Annotated in this window: 17 protein-coding genes; 6 read left to right on the top strand and 11 right to left on the bottom strand. The window is 69.5% G+C overall.

Annotated features, from left to right (window positions below; translation table 11 throughout):
* Positions 1-46: 46 nt before the first annotated feature.
* Together UUA_RS11285 and mnmG are read right to left on the bottom strand one after the other, a co-directional pair.
* Positions 47-811, bottom strand: coding sequence for an RDD family protein (locus UUA_RS11285; protein ID WP_008436929.1), 765 nt, complete (start codon positions 809-811; stop codon positions 47-49).
* A gap of 59 nt (positions 812-870) precedes the next feature.
* A complete protein-coding gene (mnmG, locus tag UUA_RS11280) occupies positions 871-2,748 on the bottom strand; it encodes a tRNA uridine-5-carboxymethylaminomethyl(34) synthesis enzyme MnmG (RefSeq protein WP_008436926.1) in 1,878 nt (625 codons plus the stop codon).
* A 591-nt stretch (positions 2,749-3,339) separates the two neighbouring features.
* On the opposite strand from mnmG, the gene UUA_RS11275 reads away from it, so the two are divergent.
* On the top strand, positions 3,340-3,519 hold the full coding sequence (locus UUA_RS11275; protein WP_235605863.1) for a hypothetical protein: 180 nt from the start codon (positions 3,340-3,342) through the stop codon (positions 3,517-3,519).
* Between the two features lie 80 nt (positions 3,520-3,599).
* Here UUA_RS11275 and pepN read toward each other — a convergent pair whose 3' ends face one another.
* Positions 3,600-6,254 (bottom strand): aminopeptidase N, encoded by a 2,655-nt coding sequence (pepN, locus tag UUA_RS11270; protein ID WP_008436923.1) that lies wholly within the window; start codon positions 6,252-6,254, stop codon positions 3,600-3,602.
* A 66-nt stretch (positions 6,255-6,320) separates the two neighbouring features.
* Between pepN and UUA_RS11265 the strand changes: the two genes are divergently transcribed.
* Together UUA_RS11265 and UUA_RS11260 are read left to right on the top strand one after the other, a co-directional pair.
* Entirely contained in the window at positions 6,321-7,322 is a 1,002-nt protein-coding gene (locus UUA_RS11265) for an aldose 1-epimerase (protein WP_008436922.1), read from the top strand.
* Entirely contained in the window at positions 7,322-8,269 is a 948-nt protein-coding gene (locus UUA_RS11260) for a pyridoxal-phosphate dependent enzyme (protein ID WP_008436921.1), read from the top strand. Before UUA_RS11265 ends, UUA_RS11260 begins: the two co-directional genes overlap by 1 nt.
* 13 nt (positions 8,270-8,282) lie before the next feature.
* Here the strand turns inward: UUA_RS11260 and UUA_RS11255 are convergent, their stop codons facing one another.
* Both UUA_RS11255 and UUA_RS11250 read right to left on the bottom strand, forming a co-directional pair.
* Positions 8,283-9,398 (bottom strand): sterol desaturase family protein, encoded by a 1,116-nt coding sequence (locus UUA_RS11255; protein ID WP_008436920.1) that lies wholly within the window; start codon positions 9,396-9,398, stop codon positions 8,283-8,285.
* A 65-nt stretch (positions 9,399-9,463) separates the two neighbouring features.
* Positions 9,464-10,345 carry a DMT family transporter gene (locus UUA_RS11250; RefSeq protein WP_039953856.1) on the bottom strand — a complete coding sequence of 294 codons (882 nt, stop codon included), beginning with the start codon at positions 10,343-10,345 and terminating at the stop codon, positions 9,464-9,466.
* Between the two features lie 79 nt (positions 10,346-10,424).
* Between UUA_RS11250 and UUA_RS11245 the strand changes: the two genes are divergently transcribed.
* From UUA_RS11245 to UUA_RS11235, 3 genes are all read left to right on the top strand, one after another.
* Positions 10,425-11,003 (top strand): DNA-3-methyladenine glycosylase I, encoded by a 579-nt coding sequence (locus UUA_RS11245; RefSeq protein ID WP_008436918.1) that lies wholly within the window; start codon positions 10,425-10,427, stop codon positions 11,001-11,003.
* Positions 11,004-11,260: 257 nt separating this feature from the next.
* The gene (locus tag UUA_RS11240; protein WP_039953855.1) at positions 11,261-12,055 is read left to right on the top strand and encodes a hypothetical protein; all 795 of its coding nucleotides are present in this window, start codon (positions 11,261-11,263) and stop codon (positions 12,053-12,055) included.
* A 93-nt stretch (positions 12,056-12,148) separates the two neighbouring features.
* Positions 12,149-12,976: a transporter family protein gene (locus UUA_RS11235; RefSeq protein WP_008436916.1), complete on the top strand. Its 828-nt coding sequence runs from the start codon at positions 12,149-12,151 to the stop codon at positions 12,974-12,976.
* Between the two features lie 165 nt (positions 12,977-13,141).
* Here UUA_RS11235 and bioC read toward each other — a convergent pair whose 3' ends face one another.
* The 6 genes from bioC to UUA_RS11205 all read right to left on the bottom strand — a co-directional run bounded on the left by bioC (position 13,142) and on the right by UUA_RS11205 (position 20,109).
* On the bottom strand, positions 13,142-14,020 hold the full coding sequence (gene bioC, locus UUA_RS11230) for a malonyl-ACP O-methyltransferase BioC (protein ID WP_008436915.1): 879 nt from the start codon (positions 14,018-14,020) through the stop codon (positions 13,142-13,144).
* Positions 14,017-14,802, bottom strand: coding sequence for a pimeloyl-ACP methyl ester esterase BioH (bioH, locus tag UUA_RS11225; RefSeq protein WP_008436914.1), 786 nt, complete (start codon positions 14,800-14,802; stop codon positions 14,017-14,019). Before bioH ends, bioC begins: the two co-directional genes overlap by 4 nt.
* Positions 14,799-15,542, bottom strand: a complete 744-nt coding sequence (locus UUA_RS11220) for a sulfurtransferase (protein ID WP_008436913.1) — start codon at positions 15,540-15,542, stop codon at positions 14,799-14,801. Before UUA_RS11220 ends, bioH begins: the two co-directional genes overlap by 4 nt.
* A 28-nt stretch (positions 15,543-15,570) precedes the next feature.
* A complete protein-coding gene (bioF, locus tag UUA_RS11215) occupies positions 15,571-16,776 on the bottom strand; it encodes an 8-amino-7-oxononanoate synthase (protein WP_008436912.1) in 1,206 nt (401 codons plus the stop codon).
* Positions 16,777-16,927: 151 nt separating this feature from the next.
* On the bottom strand, positions 16,928-17,971 hold the full coding sequence (gene bioB, locus UUA_RS11210; RefSeq protein WP_008436911.1) for a biotin synthase BioB: 1,044 nt from the start codon (positions 17,969-17,971) through the stop codon (positions 16,928-16,930).
* Between the two features lie 155 nt (positions 17,972-18,126).
* Positions 18,127-20,109: a multicopper oxidase domain-containing protein gene (locus UUA_RS11205; RefSeq protein WP_008436910.1), complete on the bottom strand. Its 1,983-nt coding sequence runs from the start codon at positions 20,107-20,109 to the stop codon at positions 18,127-18,129.
* Positions 20,110-20,220 lie beyond the last annotated feature (111 nt).

The following is a 20,220-nucleotide window of genomic DNA, read 5'->3' as shown; positions in this document are numbered from 1 at the left end:
GATGCCGGGGTGGCCGATCCTTCGGCGCGGCCACCGTCCGGGTGACTCAGGCGCGGAAGGCGTTGCCGTTGCCGGAGGCTGCCTTGAACTCGCTGGCGCGGCCGTTCAGCACCAGGGTGCCGCAGACCATGTCGTGCAGGCCCTGCTTGCGCTGGGTCCAGGCGACCATCAGGAACCCGACGCCCAGGATGATGGCGCTGAGGAACTTGGCGAAGTAGCGCCCCAGCGCGCGCGGGAAGCTGATCCGCCGGCCCTCCAGGTCGGTCACCCGGATGCCCAGCGCCAGCTTGCCCAGCGTGCCCTGCCAGGCCGAGCTTTCACACACGGTGAAGTACAGCACGCCGAGCACCACGATCAGCAGCATGGCCGGCCACATCGTGGAGTAGTAGTGCATGTTGGCGGCCATCATGGCGTCGGGGTTGCCGACCGCGTCGAGGCTGGCCTGCTTCAGCGCCGCCTTGGCCGCGTCGCCGCCGAACGCCTTCTCGATCAGCATTTGCGGGATGTACAGCACGATCGCGTCGAGAATATAGGCGGCCACGCGCTTCCAGAAACCGGCGTGGTCTTCCAGCGCGGCGGCGGTGGTCTGCGGCAGCAGCGGGGCGGCCGGTGCGGCGTAGGGGTTGGCGGTTGCCGGCGGCGGCGCGACCGCCACGTCGGGGAACAGCACCGACAACGGCTGCCAGTCGGCCAGGCCTTCGTGCCAGGCCAGGTCGGCCGGGCTCACCTGGCCGCTGCGCAGCCATTGGCGCACGTCGTCTTCCTTGTACGGGCCATGCCGTTCACCGTCGCGGCCGATCCAGATTTCCATCGCGCACCCCCATGCTGGTCAAAGTGCGCATGATGCCATGAGCGGATTGCCGCGCGGGGTCAGGCGGCATCGCGGCGCTTCAGGTGCACCAGCAGCAGCGAGATCGCCGCCGGGGTGACACCGCTGACGCGCGCGGCCTGGCCCACGGTGGCCGGCCGCACGCGCTTCAGTTTCAGCAGCACCTCGGCCGACAGCCCGCGCACCTTGTCGTAGTCGAAGCCGGTGGGAATCGCCAGCTGCTCGTGGCGGCGCTGGCGCTCGATCTCCTCGCGCTGGCGCTGCAGGTAGCCGGCGTATTTCACCTGCACCTCGACCTGTGCGGCAACGTCGTCGCGCTGCACCGGCGGCCCCAGTTCGGGCACGGCGGCGAGCATGGCGTAATCCAGTTCGGGTCGACGCAACAGGTCGATGGCGCTGGTCTCGCGGCTGACCGCGATACCGAGCTGGCGCTCGATCGCCGCACCACGGGCGTTCGCCGGGGTCACCCACAACGTGCCGAGCCGCTGCAGCTCGCACTCGACCGCCTCGCGCTTGGCGCGCAGTGCGTCGAAGCGTGCCTGCGACACCACGCCGAGTGCGAAACCCTGCTCGGTGAGGCGCAGGTCGGCGTTGTCCTCGCGCAGGTGCAGCCGGTATTCGGCGCGCGAGGTGAACATGCGGTACGGCTCGATCGTGCCGTTGCTGGTGAGGTCGTCGATCAGCACGCCAAGGTAGGCCTCGTCGCGGCGCGGATACCACGGCGCCTTGCCCTGCACCGCCAGCGCGGCGTTCAAGCCGGCGATCAGGCCCTGCGCGGCGGCTTCCTCATAGCCGGTGGTGCCGTTGATCTGGCCGGCGAAGTACAGGCCAGGGATCGCCTTCGTTTCCAGCCACGGGTGCAGCCCGCGCGGGTCGAAGTAGTCGTATTCGATGGCGTAGCCGGGGCGGGTGATGTGTGCGTTTTCGAAGCCCTTGATCGACCGCACCAGTGCCAGCTGCACGTCGTACGGCAGCGAGGTGGAGATGCCGTTCGGGTAGATCTCGAAGGTGTCCAGCCCTTCCGGCTCGATGAAGATCTGGTGCGAGGACTTCTCCGCGAAGCGCACCACCTTGTCCTCGATCGACGGGCAGTAGCGCGGGCCGATGCCCTCGATCTGGCCGGTGTACAGCGGTGAGCGGTCCAGCGCGCCGCGAATGATCTCGTGGGTGCGCTCGCTGGTGTGGGTGATCCAGCAGCTGACCTGGCGCGGGTGTTCGTCGCGCGTGCCGAGGTAGGAGAACACCGGCATGGGATCGTCGCCGGGCTGCTCTTCCAGGTCGCTGAAGTCGATGCTGCGGCGGTCGATGCGCGGCGGCGTGCCGGTCTTCAGCCGGTCTGCAGCGACCGGCAGCTCGCGCAGTTTTGCGGCCAGCGTGCTGGCCGGCGGATCGCCGGCGCGACCTCCGGCGTACTGCGCCTGGCCGATGTGGATCTTGCCGGCGAGGAAGGTGCCGGCGGTAAGCACCACGGCGCGGGCGTCGAACGCGAGCCCCATCTGGGTGACCACGCCGCAGGCGCGGCCGTTTTCGATGATGAGGTCGTCCACCGCCTGCTGGAACAATTCCAGGTTCGGCTGGGTTTCCACCATGCGGCGGATCGCCGCCTTGTACAGCGCGCGGTCGGCCTGGCAGCGGGTGGCGCGTACTGCCGGGCCTTTCGACGCGTTCAGCGTGCGCCACTGGATGCCGGCGCGGTCGCCTGCATGTGCCATCGCACCGCCCAGCGCGTCGATCTCCTTCACCAGGTGGCCCTTGCCGATGCCGCCGATCGCCGGATTGCAGCTCATCTGGCCAATCGTCTCGATGTTGTGGCTGAGCAGCAGCGTGCGTGCACCGGTGCGCGCTGCGGCCAGCGCGGCCTCGGTGCCGGCGTGGCCGCCGCCGATCACGATGACGTCGTAGTGGGTCGGGTGGCGCATCAAACTGACCTGGGCGTGCAGAAAGTGACGAAACGGGGCGTCATGGTAGCGCCATCAATGCCTTGCGGGCCGCACGCAGTGGCTGGCACGCTTCCTGCTTCGGGGAAACCTGCACTTTCACGGGCAGAGGCTGCGCGAACCATGCGCGCCGAGGTCGGACGGACAGGGGTTCGATCGCGTACCAGGAAAGGAAGCAAGACGGCACCTCTCGGGGTGCCGTCGTCTTTTGTGCGGCCGGCAAGGGCCGTAAAGACGAAGCCCCGCGGCGAGGGCCGCGGGGCTTCGTGCTGTTAGATCTGGCGCCCGGCGGTCTCAGGAACAGGGGGAATCCAGGATGACCGTGTTGCCGAGCGCCAGAAACCGGAAATCTGCTGGCGCCGCCCCATGGCGGCTGCCGCGGAACGTGGGGCGATATTCGCTGCAAACGCGTGAACACGGGGTGACTGAAATGGAGTTTTGTGCCGGATCGCGGCAGCAGATGACGTGTTGCGTCAGTCGTGTGATTGCCTGCCCAAATTCTCCGTGATCCAGCTCACATATGGCATGGCGGTTGCATCGTCTGCTTACCCACCCACCAGGGAAGTAATGGACATGAGCTTCGACTTCCAACCGGTTTATCCGCACCATGACTTGCTGGTCGAAATCGGCCAGGTCGAGATGGCCATCGACGGACTGAGCGAGCGCGACGACAGCGAGCGCGTGGAGCTGCAGCCGACGCTGGAGTCGCGCATGCAGAGCCTGCTTGAGGCGCTCGATCATCTGGACGTCTGAATGAGATACCCCGCCCGTGTGCGTGGCGGCATCGCCGCGCATGCCAGGGCGATCCGGCGGGGCCCTGCGTCCGCCGCGGCTCAGTGGTTCAGCACACTGTCGATGATCTCGCCCAGGTTGCGCGAAAGCCCGGGTTGCCGGGCCAATTCCACGATGGCCGCCTGCGCCGCCTCGCGCCGCCGCGGCTCCAGCCGCTGCCAGCCGTTGAACGCCGTAGCCAGTCGCGCGGCCACCTGCGGGTTCAAGGCATCCAGTGCCACCAGCCGTTCGGCCAGCAGTCGGTAGCCAGCGCCGTCGGCGCGATGGAAACCGCTCGGGTTGCTGCGCACGAATGCACCCAGCAGCGACTGCACCCGGTTCGGATTCTTCAGCGTGAACGCGTCGTCGCGCTCCAGCTGTCGCACGCGATCCAGCGCCGGCTCACCCGGCAACTGCGCCTGCACCGCGAACCACTTGTCCAGCGCCAGCGCGTTGCCGGCGTAGCGTTCGCGATAGTCACGCAGCGCCGCGGCGGCCTGCGCCGCGCCGCTGCGCACCAGCACCGACAGCGCGGCGAGGCGATCGGTCATGCCGGGGGCGTCGCGATATTGCGTGGCGGCCAGCGCACCGGCACCGACCGGGTCCAGCAGCGCCAGCAGTTCCAGCACGCGGCGCTGCAACCGGCGGCGCGCCTGGCTTGCTGCATCGAGTTCGATGCCGGTCTGCGCGAGCAGTGCGAGGTACCGCCGCTGCAGGTTTTCCGCGCCCAGCCGCTCGGCCAGCTGCCGTTGCAGCGCCTGGCGTGATTGGAGGATGCGCTGCGGATCGATCGCGGTTTCGCGCTCGGCCAGCTCGATCTCGCCGGGCGGGGTGAGCAGGTCGGCCAGCAACGCGTCGTCGACGGCGGCGCTGTCGAACAACCGCGCCAGCGCATCGCACCAGGCGTGCAGCGCAGCGCTGGCGGTGCCGTCGCGCAGCTCCTCGTAGGCGCGTGCGGCCAGCTGCTGGCTGGCTTCCCAGCGATTGAAGCCGTCGACGTCGTGGGCCAGCAGCAGCGCCAGCTCGTCCGGCGTGTAATCGCACGCCAGGATCACCGGCGCGGAGAAGCCGCGCAGCAGCGACGGCACCGGCGCAGCGGCGACGTCGGTGAAGACGAAGTTCCGCTCGGCGCGGTCGAGCACCACCACCAGTTCGATGGCTGGTTTGGACGTCTGGCCGTCCATATGCAGCGGCAGCATGTCGCCGTGCGGGGAGAACAGCGCCAGCTTGACCGGGATCGGCAGCGGCGCGCGGGGCTCCGCGCCGTGGCCAGCCGGGGTTTGCTGCGCCAGGGTCAGCGTATAGGTTTGGGCAGCGGCGTCGTAGTGCCCGTGCGCCTTCAGCCGCGGCGTGCCGGCCTGGGCGTACCAGGCGAGGTAGGGCGTGAGGTCGGTGCCGTTGGCCTCGCCCAGCGCGGCGAGGAAATCCTCCAGCGTGGCGGCGTGGCCGTCGTTGCGTTCAAAGTAGCGGTCCATGCCGCGGCGGAAGCCATCCCGGCCCAGCGTGCCGGCCAGCATGCGCACCAGCTCGGCGCCCTTCTCGTACACCGTGGCGGTGTAGAAGTTGTTGATCTCGCTGTACTGCGCCGGGCGCACCGGATGCGCCAGCGGGCCGGCGTCCTCGGGGAACTGCGCGCGGCGCAGCAGGGCGACGTCGTCGATGCGCTTCAGCGGCGCGGAGTTCATGTCGGCCGAGAAGCTCTGCTCGCGGAATACGGTGAGGCCTTCCTTCAGCGAGAGCTGGAACCAGTCGCGGCAGGTGACGCGGTTGCCGCTCCAGTTGTGGAAGTACTCGTGCGCCACCACTGCCTCGACGTGGCGGTACTCCTCGTCGGTAGTCGAGTCCGGTTCGGCCAGCAGGCACTTCGCGTTGAAGATGTTGAGCCCCTTGTTCTCCATCGCGCCCATGTTGAAGTCGTGAGTGGCGACGACGTGGAACACATCAAGATCGTAGTTGCGGCCGTAAGTCTGCTCGTCCCAGCGCATTGCGCGCTCCAGCGCGTCCATCGCGTAGTGGCAGCGCTCGATCGCGTCGGCCTCGGCCCAGATCTTCAGCTGCACGGCGCGGCCGTCGGCGGTGACGTAGCCGCGCTCGATCACTTCCAGATGGCCGGCGACCAGCGCGAACAAGTAGCTCGGCTTCGGGTGCGGATCGACGAAGCGCGCCCAGTGGCGGCCGCCTTCCAGTTCGCCGGCGCCGTCCGGGTTGCCGCCGGCCAGCAGCACCGGGAAGCGGGCGCGGTCGGCGCGCAGGGTGACCGTGTAGCGGGACAGCACGTCGGGCCGGTCGGGGAAGAAGGTGATGTGGCGAAAGCCCTCGGCCTCGCACTGGGTCAGCAGGAAGCCGGTTTCGCGCGGGCCGGACAGGTACAGGCCTTCCAGCGCGGTGTTCGCCGCCGGGCGCAGCCGCACGCGGGTCTCCAGCACGCTGCCGTCGCGGGTGCCGTCCACTACCAGCACGCTGTCGTCGTAGCGGTATTCGTCGGCGGACAGCGTGCGGCCGTCCAGCGCGATCGCCAGCAGCTGCAGGTTCTCGCCGTCCAGCCGCAGCGGCGCGTCCTGCGCGGGATTGCGGCGCAAATGAAGACGCGCGAGCACTTCGCTGGCGTCAATGCCGAGGTCGAAGTCCAGCTCGACCGCTTCGACCCGCCAGGCGGGCGCACGGTAGTCGCGCAGGCGGATCAGGCTCGGGGTGGCGGCTTGTGGTAGTGCATGCATGGGATGGGCGCGGGAATGGGGACCGCTGAGGGTAACATGGGGTGTTCCAGACGCAGGAGAACCCCCGTGGACGCGAAGCGTTATGCCGCCGGACAGGACCGCCTTGGCGAGCAGGAGATGGTGGTGCTGGCCGAGCCCGGCACCGGCCGGCGCGTGCGCATCGCACGTCATGGCGCGGCACTGCTCGATTTCGAGGTTGGCGCCGCCGGGTCGGTGCGCGACCTCGCCGACGGCTACCGCGATGCGGACGAAGTGACCTCCCGCGCGGGTTCGCGTTTCGCCATCATGGCGCCGTTCGCCGGGCGCATCGCCGACGCGCGCTACACCTTCGACGGCCAGGCGCAGGATCTGCTGCCCGGCGTGACCGGTGCCGCGCGGGCCATGCGCCACGGCTTCGTGCGCAACGTGGATTTCGATCTCGCCGCACTGGCCGCGGACGACGACCGCGCGCAAGCCACCCTGACCACCCGCGCGATCCGCCCGCAGCCCGGCTACCCGCATGCGATCGATCTCGCGGTGACGTTCACCCTGGATGGTGGCGGCCTCACCCTGGAGGCGTGCATGCGCAATGTCGGCGACAGCGCCGCGCCGTGCTTCTTCGGCTGGCATCCGTATTTCCACGTGGCCGACGGTGAGGTCGACGACTGGCAGCTGCAGATTCCCGCGCAGACGCTGATCCGCACCGGCGCCGACCTGATCGCGCTGGCCGGCGCAGAAGCGTACATGGCGCTGGACGATGCGCCGGCGCTGGATTTCCGCGAGTCGCGGCGGATCGGCGACAGCATCATCGACCAGGGCTACACCGACCTCGACGCCGACGCCGACGGCCGCATCCGCACCCGCCTGCGCGACCCGGCCAGCGGCTTCGCCATCGCGATATGGCAGGAGCGCGGCGTGATGCACGCGTTCACCGCCGACACGGTCAGCCGCGACGCCCGCCGCGCGGTTGCGCTGGAGCCGATGGAATGCATGGCCGACGCGTTCAACCGGCCCGAGTGCGCCGCGGCGATCCGGCTCGAACCCGGCGCCGAGCGCCGCTTCCGTTGTGGCGTGGAGATCGAACCGTGATGGATGCCTTGCCCGATTTCGAGCAGATTCTCGATGCTGCAGCGCGCATCGCGCCGTACGCCAGCGTCACCCCGGTGCTGCGCAGCGCGGCGCTGGATGCGCTCTCCGGCGCGGAGCTGCATTTCAAGTGCGAGAACCTGCAGCGCGGCGGTGCGTTCAAGTTCCGCGGCGCCTGCAACGCAGTGTGGTCGCTCGACGACGCGCAGGCCGCGCGCGGCGTGGTCACCCATTCCTCCGGCAACCACGGCAACGCGCTGGCGCTGGCCGCCGCCACCCGCGGCATCGCTGCGCACGTGGTGGTGCCCGAAGGCGCGGTGCGCGCCAAGCTCGCGGCGATCGAGCGCGCTGGCGCCACCCTGCACCGCTGCGCGCCGACCCAGGCCGCACGCGAAGCAATGTGCGCCGAGGTGCAGCGCGCCACCGGTGCCGAGTTGGTGCACCCGTATGCCGACAGCCGGGTGATGGCCGGCCAGGGCACGCTCGCGCTGGAGCTGGCGCGGCAGGCGCCGGGACTGGACGCGCTGGTCACACCGGTCGGCGGCGGCGGCCTGGCCAGCGGCGTGGCGATCGCCGCGCACGGCCTCGACCCGGCGCTGACCCTGTTCGCCGCCGAGCCGCTCGGCGCCGATGACGCAGCGCAGTCGTTGATGCAGGGCGCGCGGGTCACCACGGTGGTGCCGGACACGATCTGCGACGGCCTGCGCGCACTGGTCGGCAAGCACAACCTGGACGCGCTGCACATGCACCGCGTCGAAGTGATCACGGTCAGCGACGCGGAGACCGTCGCTGCAATGCGGCTGCTGTGGTCGGAGCTGAAGCAGGTGGTGGAAGTCTCCAGCGCCACCGTGCTCGCGGCGATTCTCAAGCAGCCTCGGCGCTTTGCCGGCAAGCGCGTCGGCATGGTGCTGACCGGCGGCAACGTCGATCTCGATGCGCTGCCCTGGTGAACCGGCAGGTGGATCAGCCCGGCGCCGACTCCACCAGGGTGCTGCCGGCCGGGGCGTCGTCGACGGGGGTGACGGCGGGCGCATGGCCGGCCAGCGTATGCAGATCCAGCTGGCCCACCGGGATCGGCGTGTAATCCGCGCCGAAGGCTACTTCCCCGGGCCGCCAGCCGGCGGGCTGGCGCACGGCGACCCAGAAGCGCTTCAGCGCAGCCCAGTGCAGCCCAACCAGGCCATAGTTGTTGTCGGCGTCGACGATCGGATCGCCCACGCCGGTCGGCCGCGGCGGCTCGCCGTACAGCGCCGTGCCGAACAGCACGTCCCACACCGCAAGCACCTGACCGTAGTTGCAGTTGTGCAGCGTCGGGCGCTCGGGGTCGACCAGCATGTGGTGCAGGCGGTGGAATTTCGGGGCGACGAACACGCGGTCGAACACGCGGCCGAAGCCCAGCCGCACATTGGTGTGCGAGAAGTTCTGCACCAGTTCGCCGAGCAGCATCAGCCAGGCGAACTCGTCCGGGTCCACGCCGATCACCAGACCCACCGTGGCCAGGATCATCGACTGGATGAAGCCATCGACGAGACTGCCGCGGTCGTTGGTCCAGCAGCTCATCTGGCGCGTGCTGTGGTGCATGCTGTGCAGCGCCCACCACCACGGGATCGCATGCTGGGTGCGGTGCATCCAGTAGTACGTGAAGTCGTAGACCACGTAGTACACCGCGAACAGCACGTAGGGGTGGTCGTTGAACCACGGCACCAGGTTCTTCAGCGCCAGCGGCGAGGCGCTGCCGGTGGCGGCGGCCGCGTCGGCGCTGCCGAACAGGTGGCTGAACGGCATCAGCACCAGATAGGTGAACAGCGGGAAGATGCCCAGCAGCATCAGCAGCGTGTAGTTGCGGTCCACCCGGGTGAGCTTGCGGTCCGCCCACTTTTCCGCGGGGAAGAAGGTTTCAAGCGGGCGGAAGACGAGGCCGATGATGGCGAGCTGCAGCGCCGCGATCAGCAGCGCGGCGGCGATGTCGCGCGGGTCGCCAGCCAGTCCGTCCAGATGCAGCGCGCCCAGCAGCGGGATGACCGCGTGGTCACCCAGCCAGTTGACCAGATGGGTCCATAGTTGGGGCAGGTCGAACATCGGCACTTCTTCAGATCCGGCAGCGGCTCATCATATCGCCGGACGCCGGCGCGGACACTGAATGTTCAGGAACGGCGCTGCGCCCCCACGCCGCTGACCGCGAACAGCCCGAGCAGCACGAACACGATGCCGACCAGCTCCATGGCCGAGGGCCGTTCGTGCAGGATCAGCCAGGCCAGCAGCACGCTGACGATCGGCACGCCGAGGCTGGACACGCTGGCCACCGTGGTCGGCAGCCGCTGCAGCACGATCGACCACAGCCACCAGGCCAGGCTGGAAGCCAGCAGCACGCTGTAGGTCAGCCCGCCGATGAAGATCCAGTTCCATTCGATCGGGCGCTCCGGCACCACCAGCGCGATGCCGCCGAGCGCAATGCCGCCCAGCAGCATCTGCCACGCGGTGAGGTTGAGCACCGACGGCGCATGTCGCAGGAACATGCGCTTGCTGAGCACGGTGCCGGCCGCCCACGCGACGCCGCCGGCGATCGCCAGCGTGGTGCTCAGCGTACTGCCCATGTCACGCCACGGTTCGATGATGCACAGCAGCCCGATCGCGGCCAGCGCCAGCCCCAGCCAGTGCCGTGCGGTCGGGCGGTCGCCCAGCAGCAGCCATGCCAGCAGCACTGCCCAGAACGGCATGGTGTAGGCCAGCAGCGCGACGTGGCCGGCGCCACCGTCGAGCAGCGCCCATTGCTCCAGCCCCTGGAACGCGGTGGTCTGGCACAGGCCGATCAGCAGCGTGGGTCCCAGCGGCGGCGGGCGCAGCGATTGCCGCGACAGCAGCAGCGCGGCGAACAGCACGGCCGCGCCAAGCAGGTAGCGCAGCGCTGCGAAGTGGAACGGCCCGGCGTACGCCAGCACCTGTTTCATCACGACCCAGCTGTAGGCCCAGATCAGGATGGTGACGAGCAGCGCGGACAACGCGCCGCGGGAAGGCGAGGGCGGCATGGGCGGTCGGGACGGGAAGGGGCGACAAGTCTAGCGGCGTGGGTTAGCTTGTGGCGCACCCTTCGACCATCCGCCAGCCATGACCGCGACCGCCGAACTGCCACGCTGCCACTGGGCCGCCAACGGCGACGCGCTGATGCGCCACTACCACGACACCGAGTGGGGCGTGCCGCTGCACGACGACCGCGCGCTGTTCGAGTTCCTGTGCCTCGAAGGCGCCCAGGCCGGCCTGTCCTGGCGCACCGTGCTGGCCAAGCGCGAGAACTACCGCAAGGCCTTCCATGGTTTCGAGATCGCCCGCGTCGCCGCGATGAGCGGTCGCGAGCTGGGAAAGTGCCTGCTCGACCCGGGCATCATCCGCAACCGACTGAAGGTCTCGGCCACCCGCGACAATGCGGTCGCGGCGCTCGAAGTGATCGCGGAGTTTGGCAGTCTGGACGGCTATCTGTGGTCGTTCGTCGACGGCAAGCCGCTGCGCAACCGCTGGCGCAGCCAGGCCGAGGTACCGGCCAGCACCGCCCTGTCCGATCGCATGAGCAAGGCGCTGAAGAAGCGCGGCTTCCGCTTCGTCGGCAGCACCATCTGCTACTCGCTGCTGCAGGCCACCGGCATGGTCGACGATCACCTTGTGGGCTGTTTTCGCCACCGGCGGGGGTGAGTGCGGCGCGCGCGCAGACGCAGGAACTTGCGAGACGCGGCGACGACGATATGCCGAAATGTGCGCCCTTTCACAGCAACGGCACCAGCCTGAACGCCAACGGTACCGTGAACGAAATGTGTGCTGAATGGCACGCCGTGCGCACTTGTGAAAACTTCGTTCTCCGATGGAAGCTGCGCGGGTCCCGAGCATCTGCACGGGCCGGCACGCCGCAAGCCGTATCCCGAAATCCATCAACGCCATCCCGGAGGCACGCAATGAAATCACGTCATCTCATGCTCAAGCTGGTCAGTGCTGCGGTGCTCACCGCACTGGCTGCCTCGCCGCTGCTGGCGCAAACCACCGGCACCACCGGCACCACAACGACTACGACCACGACAACCACCACAACCACCCATGAATCGGTGACATTGAGCAACCAGTTCGGCACGTTCGCCGGTTCGACCACGAACTCGCAGGCGCTGGTGCAGGGGCTGCGGGATGGCACCGCGATCACGCTCACCGGGCCGGCGCCCACCACCGGCACCGGCAGCAGCACGGGTACCACTACGGGCGGCACCACGACGGGCACCACGACAACGGTGTCGACCACTTTCACCCCGGCCACCGGCCCGATGGGCTACGGCAACGTGAAGATTGCCTTGTCGCTGGCCGAGGCCAGTCTGGCGAAGGCAGGCATCACCGACCCGACCGCAGCCGAGCTGCAGGCCGCGCTCAATGGCGGCACGCTGGTGCTGGCCGACGGCACCAGCGTCGACCTGAAAGGTGTGCTGGCCCAGCGCGCCGCTGGCGAAGGCTGGGGTCAGATCGCCAAGGCCGACGGTTTCAAGCTCGGTGAGGTGATGCGCTCGCCGAAGGCGGTCGGCAGCGCCGCCGCGAACGGGCATGCGCACGTCCAAGTGGAAAAGGTCGAGGTGGCCAAGGTGCACGGCGCCGATCGTCCGGCCAAGCCCGAGCACGTGGCCAAGGTCGACCGCCCCGATCGTCCGAGCCGGCCGGAGCGTCCCGCGCGCCCCGACCGTCCGGACCATGCCGGCCGCCCGGGCGGCTGAGTCCATCCCGCCCGGCACAACCAAACAGCGGGCCCGGCGTGAGCCGGGCCTGTTGCCATTCTCTCCCCAGCAACAAGCAAGGAAACCTTCTTCATGCGCAACCCACACCTTTGGATGATCGCAGGCGGCCTGCTGCTGGCCGGTGCGCCGGCGGCCCATGCCGCCACGGACGACGGCCAGTTCAGTCTCTCCGCGGGCGCCGACTACAGCAGCGGCAAGTACGGCACCAGCGCCACCACCGACATTTGGTCGGTGCCGGTGACGGCGGCGTACCAGAGCGATCGCTGGACCTTCAAGCTCGTCGTGCCCTACATCAACATCAGCGGTGCGGACAACGTGATTCCCGGCGTGGGCAGGGTGAAGAATGGCAACCCGAATGGCCGCGGCCACGGCAAGGGCAGCGTGCCGCCGGCACCGGGCACGACGACCACCGGTTCGGCATCGGGTCTGGGCGACGTCACCGCTTCGCTCGGCTACGAACTGTTCACCAACGCCGACCACACCGCCGGGCTTGATCTCACCGGCAAGGTGAAGTTCGGCACCGCCGACGAGAACAAGGGCCTGGGTACCGGCAAGAACGACTACGGCCTCGCGCTGGACGCCTACAAGGTGATGGGCGACTGGACCGCGTTCGGCGGCGTGGGCTGGATGAAGTACACCAGCTCGTCGTACATCCAGCTGAAGAACGGCTTCAACGCCAACGTCGGCATGGGCTACAAGCTCGGCGGCAGCGACGACATCGGCGCCTACTACTACTACCGCGAGCGGATCGCCACCGGCGGCGCCCCGCAGAGCGAGGTCACCGGCTACTGGAACCACAAGTTCAACGACAGCCTGCGCGTGCAGGCCTATGTGATGGGTGGCTTCGCCGACGGCAGCCCGGACTACGGCGTGGGCGCGTCGCTGAAGTACAGCTTCTGAGGAAGCATCCCGCGGTCTCGCGCCCAGCCCGAGGCCCGCTGGAGTTCCAGACCCTGGCTCCGTGCATCTGCACGGAGCCTTGTTTCTTCCGGAACGACTATCGCGTCCATCAGCGAAGTGGCGGCCTGGTCCGGGTTTCCCGGCTGCCGAAAGCCGCCTCGCGACTCAGCGCCGCCGCGAGCCGCGCAGGCTGTCGATCGAGAAGGTGGCGATTTCGCCGCCGGGCACGCGGCGCGGCTGGCCGACTGGCGGACCCCAGGCGTGCGCGCTGACCACTTCCCAGGTGGCCGGAATGCGCCCGTCCCGGCGCATGCTTTCGTACGCGGCCAGCATGCGCCGATAGCGCGCCTTGCCGGTGAGGCCGCGGGCACGTGCGCGGTCGGCGTTGGTGGCGCCCAGGCCGCGCAGTTCTTCCAGCAGCTTGCGTGGCTCGCTGTAGGTGAGGGTGTAGCGGAACACGTCCAGCACCGGGTCGCGCAGGCCGGCGTTGAGCATCGCGTCGCCGACGTCGTGCATGTCGAGGAAGCGGCCCACGTGCGGCTCCTGGTCAGCTTCGGCCCAGGCCGCGCGCAGCTCCATCAGGGTATCCGGGCCGAAGCTGGAGAACGCCATGAAGCCGCCGGGCTTGAGCACGCGCATGCATTCGCCGAACAGCGCCGGCAGGTCGTCGACCCACTGGAAGCACAGGTTGGAATACAGCACGTCCACGCTGTGGTCGGCCAGCGGCAGGTGGGTGGCTTCGGCGCAGACGCGGCGGAACGGTTTCAGCCAGCTGTTGTGCTGCTTCGCCGCGCGCAGCATCGGCAACGCCAGGTCGACCGCGATCACCTCGGCCTTGGGGTATTTCTGCTTCAGCAGCGCGCTGCCGCGGCCGGTGCCGGCGCCGACGTCGACCACGCGCAGCGGCGTTTCCAGGTAGAAGCCCAGCCGTTCGAGCAGGGCATCGCCCACTTCGCGCTGCAGCGCATCGTGCTGTTCGTAGCTGCCGGCGGCGTGGCTGAAGTTGCGGCGCACGCGCTGTTGGTCGAGTTGAAAGTCGCTCATCGAACCTGCTCAAGGGAAGAAGGAAACAGCAGCGGCTGCAGCGCCTGCGCCACCGCGTCGGCGTGGCCGAAGAACGGCGCGTGGCCGGCTTGCTGGATTTCGGTGTACTGGCCGGCGCACTGGCTGGCCGACCAGGCCATCGCCCGCGGCGGCACCAGCCGGTCGCGGCGGCCGCTGATCCAGGCGCTGGGCACGGCCAGGTCGGGCAGGGCGGCGCGGCGGTCGCTGCTTTCCAGGATGCGGATGCCTTCCTGCAGCACGCGCAGGTCGGGTTCGCCGCGGGTGAACACCAGCTCGCGCAGGTGGCGCAGTTCGCCGCGCGGGTCGGCGCTGCCCATCGCCTCCAGCGCCAGGAAGCGCTCGATGGTGGCGTGGTAGTCGGTTTCCAGGTCGCTGGCCAACTGATGCACCAACTGGTCGTCGGCGCCGTATGGCCAGCCGGCGTCGCGCACGAATTTCGGTGTAGCGCACAGCATCGCCAGGCCGCGCACCTGCCGCGGCAGTTCCAGCGCGGCGGTGAGCGCGATGGTGCCGCCCAGCGACCAGCCCAGCCAGAACGCCGGCGGCGTCAGCCCGGCGATCGCCGCGGCACACGCACGCGGCTCCAGCGTCAGGCCGCAGTCGCGCGAGCGGCCGTGGCCGGGCAGGTCGACCACGTACATGGTGCATTGCGTTTCCAGCGCCTCGACCAGCGGCGCCAGCACGCCGCCGTGCATTGCCCAACCGTGCAGCAGCACCAGCGGCACGGGGCCTTGGCCGCGCCGGTCGACGAACAGGCTCATGCGTTGGTGCCCTGCGCAGGCAGCAGCCGTTTGTCCACGGCGCCGCGTCCGTCGAACACGAAGCAGTCGCCCTGCCAGTGCGCGCCGTTGGTCTGTTCGAGGTATTTCAGGATGCCGCCGTCGAGCTGGTAGACGTGCTCCATGCCGAGCCCATGCATGTGCAGCGCGGCCTTCTCGCAACGGATGCCGCCGGTGCAGTACGAGACGACGGTCTTGCCTTCGTAGCGCGCGCGGTCGGCGGCGATCGCGGCGGGGAAGCCGGTGAAGCTGGCGAGGCGGTAGTCGACCGCCTGCGCGAACTTGCCGGCATCGGTCTCGTAGTCGTTGCGGGTGTCCAGCAGCACCACTTCGCGGCCCTCGTCGTCGCGGCCCTGGTCCAGCCAGCGCTGCAGGGTAAGCGCGTCCACCACGGGCGCGCGGCCGCCTTCCGGGCGGATCGCGGGCAGGCGCATGGTGATGATCTCGCGCTTCAGGCGCACGCGCAGGCGGCCGAACGGCACCGTGGCGGAGAGCGATTCCTTCGGCGCGAGGTCGGCGAAGCGAGGGTCGTCGTGCAGCGTGGCCAGGAAGCCGTCGATCTGCGCCCGGCTGCCGGCGAGGAACAGGTTGATACCCTCCGGCGCCAGCAGGATCGTGCCCTTCAGCGCCAGCGCCTCGCAGCGCGCGAACAGCCGCTCGCGCAGCGCGGGCAGGTCGTCCAGGCTGATGAACTTGTAGGCGGAGATGTTGACGATCGACATGCGGGGGAATCGGCGGAGCAGGCGGCGATTATACGTGGTCGTCGCCGGGCGCTCGGAGCGAGGCCGGCAGGTGCAGCGTTTCCAGCGCGCCCAGCAGCCGGTCGACGTGGGCTTCCTCGTGCGCCGCGGACAGCGTGATGCGCAGCCGCGCCTGGCCGGCAGGCACGGTCGGCGGGCGGATCGCGGTGACCAGCACGCCTTGCCGTTCCAGCGCATGCGCCGCCGCCAGTGCGGTCTCGGCGCCGCCCAGCAGCAGCGGTTGGATCGCGCTGGGCGAGGGCGCCAGCGGCAGGCCGAGTTCGGCCGCGCCGCGACGGAAACGCGCGATCAGCGCGGCGAGTTTGTCGCGCCGCCACGTTTCGGCCTGCGCCAGCTGCACCGCCTCCAGCGCGGCGGCGGCCAGCGCCGGCGGCATCGCGGTGGTGTAGATGTAAGGGCGCGCGAACTGGATCAACCCCTCGATCAGCGCGGCCGGCCCAGCCACGAACGCGCCGCTGCAGCCGAGCGCCTTGCCCAGCGTGGCCATCAGCAGCGGCACCTCGTGCTGGCCCAGGTTTGCCGCGTCGAGGCTGCCGGCGCCGTGCGCGCCGAGCACGCCCAAGCCGTGCGCATCGTCGACCATCAGGGTGGCGCGCTCGCGTGCACACAGCTGCGCCAGCTCGCGCAGCGGCGCGACGTCGCCGTCCATGCTGAACACGCCGTCGGTGGCCAGCATTGCCGCAGCGTCGGGGTTCGCCGCCAGCTGGCGCGCGGCGGCGTCCACGTCGGCGTGCGGGTAGCGCTTCAGCCCGGCGCCGCTGAGCTTCGCGCCATCGAGCAGGCAGGCGTGGTTGAGCTTGTCCTGCACGCAGACATCGCCGCCTGCGAGCAGCGTCTGCAGCACGCCGAGGTTGGCCATGTAGCCGGTGGAGAACAGCAGTGCGCACTCGCGCCCGGTCCAGACGGCCAATGCCTCTTCCAGCTCGGCGTGTTCACGGCGGTGGCCGCAGATGAGATGCGCCGAGGTGCTGCCGACGCCTTCCTCGCGCGCCGCGCGGGTGAGTGCGGCAACCAGCTGCGGGTGCTGCGCCAGGCCGAGGTAGTCGTTGCTGCAGAACGACAGCAGACGCTGGCTGCCGCTCTCCAGCCACGGGCCGTCGGCGAGGTCGATCGTGTGCAGGCGGCGTAGCAGCCGGGTGCGCGTACGTTCGGCGGTGTGGTTGGCGAGGCGCTGCAGGAGGTCAGGGCGGGGCATGGGTCAGTGCTCGGCGCGGGGTGAAGAGCACCCCCTCCTGACCTCTCCCTGCTGTGCTGGGGGAGGGACCGGACCAAAGCTGCGCGCTCTGCTCCCTCCCCTGCTCACCCCGACAGGGTGAGCAGGGGAGGGTTGGGGTGGTGGGGTGCTCTTAAGCTGCAGCACTGCAGCCGCAACCGTGGCCGCAGCTGTTGGTTTCGCTGTCGACGATGTCCGCGTGCACGGTGCCCATGCTCGCGGTCACTTCCAGCGGATGCAGGTCGAGCCGGCGGAACAGCGCGCGATCCGCTTCCACATCCGGGTTGCCGGTGGTGAGCAGCTTCTCACCGTAGAAGATCGAGCCGGCGCCGGCGAAGAAGCACAGCGCTTGCACTGCGTCGTCCATCTGCTGGCGGCCGGCCGAGAGGCGCACGATCGACAGCGGCATCAGGATCCGCGCCACCGCGATCGCGCGCACGAACTCGAACGGATCGATCGGTTCGGCGCCGCCCAGCGGCGTGCCGGGCACCGGCACCAGCTGGTTGATCGGCACCGACTGCGGGTGTTCGGGGAGGTTGGCCAGCGCCTGCAGCAGGCCGGCGCGCTGCTCGCGCGTCTCGCCCATGCCGACGATGCCGCCGCAGCAGGTCTTCAGGCCGGCGTCGCGCACCTGTGCCAGCGTGACCAGTCGATCCTGGTATTCGCGGGTGTGGATGATCTCGCCATAGAACTCCGGCGCGGTGTCGAGGTTGTGGTTGTAGTAGTCGAGGCCGGCGTCCTTCAGCGCCTGCGCGTGGCCGTGGCCGAGCAGGCCCAGGGTGGCGCAGGTTTCCAGGCCCAGACCCTTCACCGCGCGCACGATCGCGGCGACCTTGGGGATGTCGCGGTCCTTCGGCCCCCGCCAGGCTGCGCCCATGCAGAAGCGGCTGGCGCCGGCGGCCTTGGCGGCGCGGGCGCGCTGCAGCACGTCGTCAGTATCCATCAGTTTCTGCGCCGCCACACCGGTGTCGTAGCGCGCCGCCTGCGGGCAGTAGGCGCAGTCCTCGGGGCAGCCGCCGGTCTTGATCGACAGCAGGGTCGACACCTGCACCGCGTTCGGGTCGTGGTGCTGGCGATGCACGCCGTGCGCGCGATGCAGCAGCTCGTTGAACGGCAGCGCGAACAGCGCGGCGACTTCCTCGCGCGTCCAGTCGTGGCGGATGGCGGCTTCGGGCATGGCGGGCTCCGTGGCAGAGCCGGCGAGTTTGGGCGGGCCGACCTCTGTCGTCAACTCTTCTACATGCTGACTGGTTGACGAGGTGACGCCGCGCGGCGGCCGCAAACGGAAAGGCGACCCGCAGGCCGCCTTTCCTCGACTCATCCACGCCGGGGTTACTTGCCGCGCGCGTCCTTCACCTGCTCGGCGGTGACCGGCTTGCCCTGATTGCCCCATGAGCTGCGCTCGTGGTTGGCGATGTCGGCAATGTCTGCGTCGTTCAGGGCGGCGGCGAACGGAGGCATCGCGGTGGGGTAGCTGGTGCCGTTGATCACCTGGCCCTGCAGCCCCTTCAGGATTACCTCGATGTGCTTGGCCGGGTTGGCGTCCAGCACTGCCACGTTGTCCTTCAGCGGCGGGAACGCGCCGGGCAGGCCCAGGCCGGTGGCCTGGTGGCAGGCCCCGCAGTTGGCGGCGTACAGCGAAGCGCCGCGAGCCGGGTCGAACTTGTACGGACCGCTGGCGGCCGCCGGCGGCGGCGTGGCGGGCGCGGCTGCTGCTGGCGCCTTGCTCACCGGCGGCTTGGCCGCCGTCTCGTTCGGGCCGCCCACCAGCAGCACGCCCTGCGCGCCCAGCTGCATGTGCGCCATCGCGTGGTCGACGAACGGGTAGTGGCCGGCTTCGTCCAGCTTCAGGTCGAACACCGCGCCCTCGCCGGGCCCGACGGAGTAGGTCGAGACGCCGTCGATGGCCTGTGCCGGGTTGCCGCCGGGATACACCTTGTCGAAGATCGCGCCGATCACGTGGAACGCGCTCCACAGGCTGGGGCCGGCGTTGACCACGTACAGGCGCACCAGGTCGCCGGGCTTGGCGGTGAGCGGGTGGTCGCGGTACTGGAACGCCGCGCCGTTGAACACCACCTCGTCGGGGCGCATCTGCTGCATCTTCTCGTAGTTGCCGGCCATCAGCTGGCCGGACACCTGCTGGGTGTACCACTCACCCTGCACCAGCACGTAGCTTTCCGCGGCCGGCGGCAATGGCGTGGCCGGGTCGACGATGATCGCGCCGTACATGCCGTTGCCGATGTGCAGCAGCACCGGCGGCGTGCCGCAGTGGTACAGGAACGCGCCAGGCACCTTGGCCACGAACGAGAACGTGATCGACTCGCCCGGCATGATGTCCACGTAGTGCAGGCTGGGCGGGGTGATCGCCGAGTGGAAGTCGATCGAATGCTGCATGGTGCCGCGGTTGGTGAGGGTGAAGTTCACCGTTTGCCCCTGGCGCACATGGATCACCGGGCCGGGCACGGTCGTGCCGAAGGTCCAGGCCTGGTACTGCACGCCGCTGGCGATCTCCACGCTGTCGTTGCTGGAGATGATGTGCACGTCCACGCTGTCGCCCGGCTGCAGCGGCGGCAGGCGGGCGTCGCGGGCTTTCTCGATGGGCTGGCTGGAGGCCAGCGACAGCGGTGTCACTGCGGCGGCGGCGGCCTGCGGGCTGGACGAGCGCACGTTCAACGCGCTGTGCAGGCCGGCCAGCAGCAGCGCCACCAGGATCAGCACGCCGGCCAGCGCCGGCCCCTGCACGCGCCACGGCAGCGGATGCACGTCGGCCAGCGGGAGCTTGTCGTTCCAGTCGGCCACGCGGCGCCAGCCGGGCCAGCGGCGCTCGATCAGGTAATCCAGGCTGTAGGGGCTGGGGCCGGCGCGCAGATTGATCACGATCAGCGCCACGAAAATCAGCACGTAGCTGAGCGCCGCGCCGATGTTGTTCGCGCCCACCGAGTACGGGCCGCCAAAACCCTCCGCCGTGCTCCAGATCAACAGGCTGAACAGGATGCCCACCACGTAGGTGATCTTGCGCGCGAAGCCCAGCAGCAGCGCCAGGGCCAGCAGCGTTTCGGCGATGCGCGTGGCCCACACGAAGAAGCCCACGTGCGGCGTCACCAGGCCGATCCACAGGTCGAACCACCATGCCGACCAGGCCGGTTGGCCGGTGGCGGCGTTGTGCAGGTAGCCCACGTAGTGGCTGGCGAAGTCGGACGTCCAGGTGAGCGCGGCGCTCACCGCCCAGATCAGGCCGAACGCCACGCGCAGCGCGGTGCCGGCGACGGCCGGCCAGGTGGATGGGGCGGACTTGCCGCCGTCGGGTACGGACATGGGAACCTCCCAGGTGGATGAAGTTGCAGCTGCAAGCAGGCGTCGCGGAGCGACAGCCTTGCAGTGTACGTCGCCAATATGGGCGCAGGGTGATATCCCGTACGCGGCTTA

Origin of the sequence: Rhodanobacter thiooxydans LCS2 (genome assembly GCF_000264375.1) — a bacterium.
Classification (GTDB): domain Bacteria; phylum Pseudomonadota; class Gammaproteobacteria; order Xanthomonadales; family Rhodanobacteraceae; genus Rhodanobacter; species Rhodanobacter thiooxydans.
The sequence above is the reverse complement of the archived record's forward strand: the minus strand, read 5'-3'. Positions and strand labels throughout refer to the sequence as shown.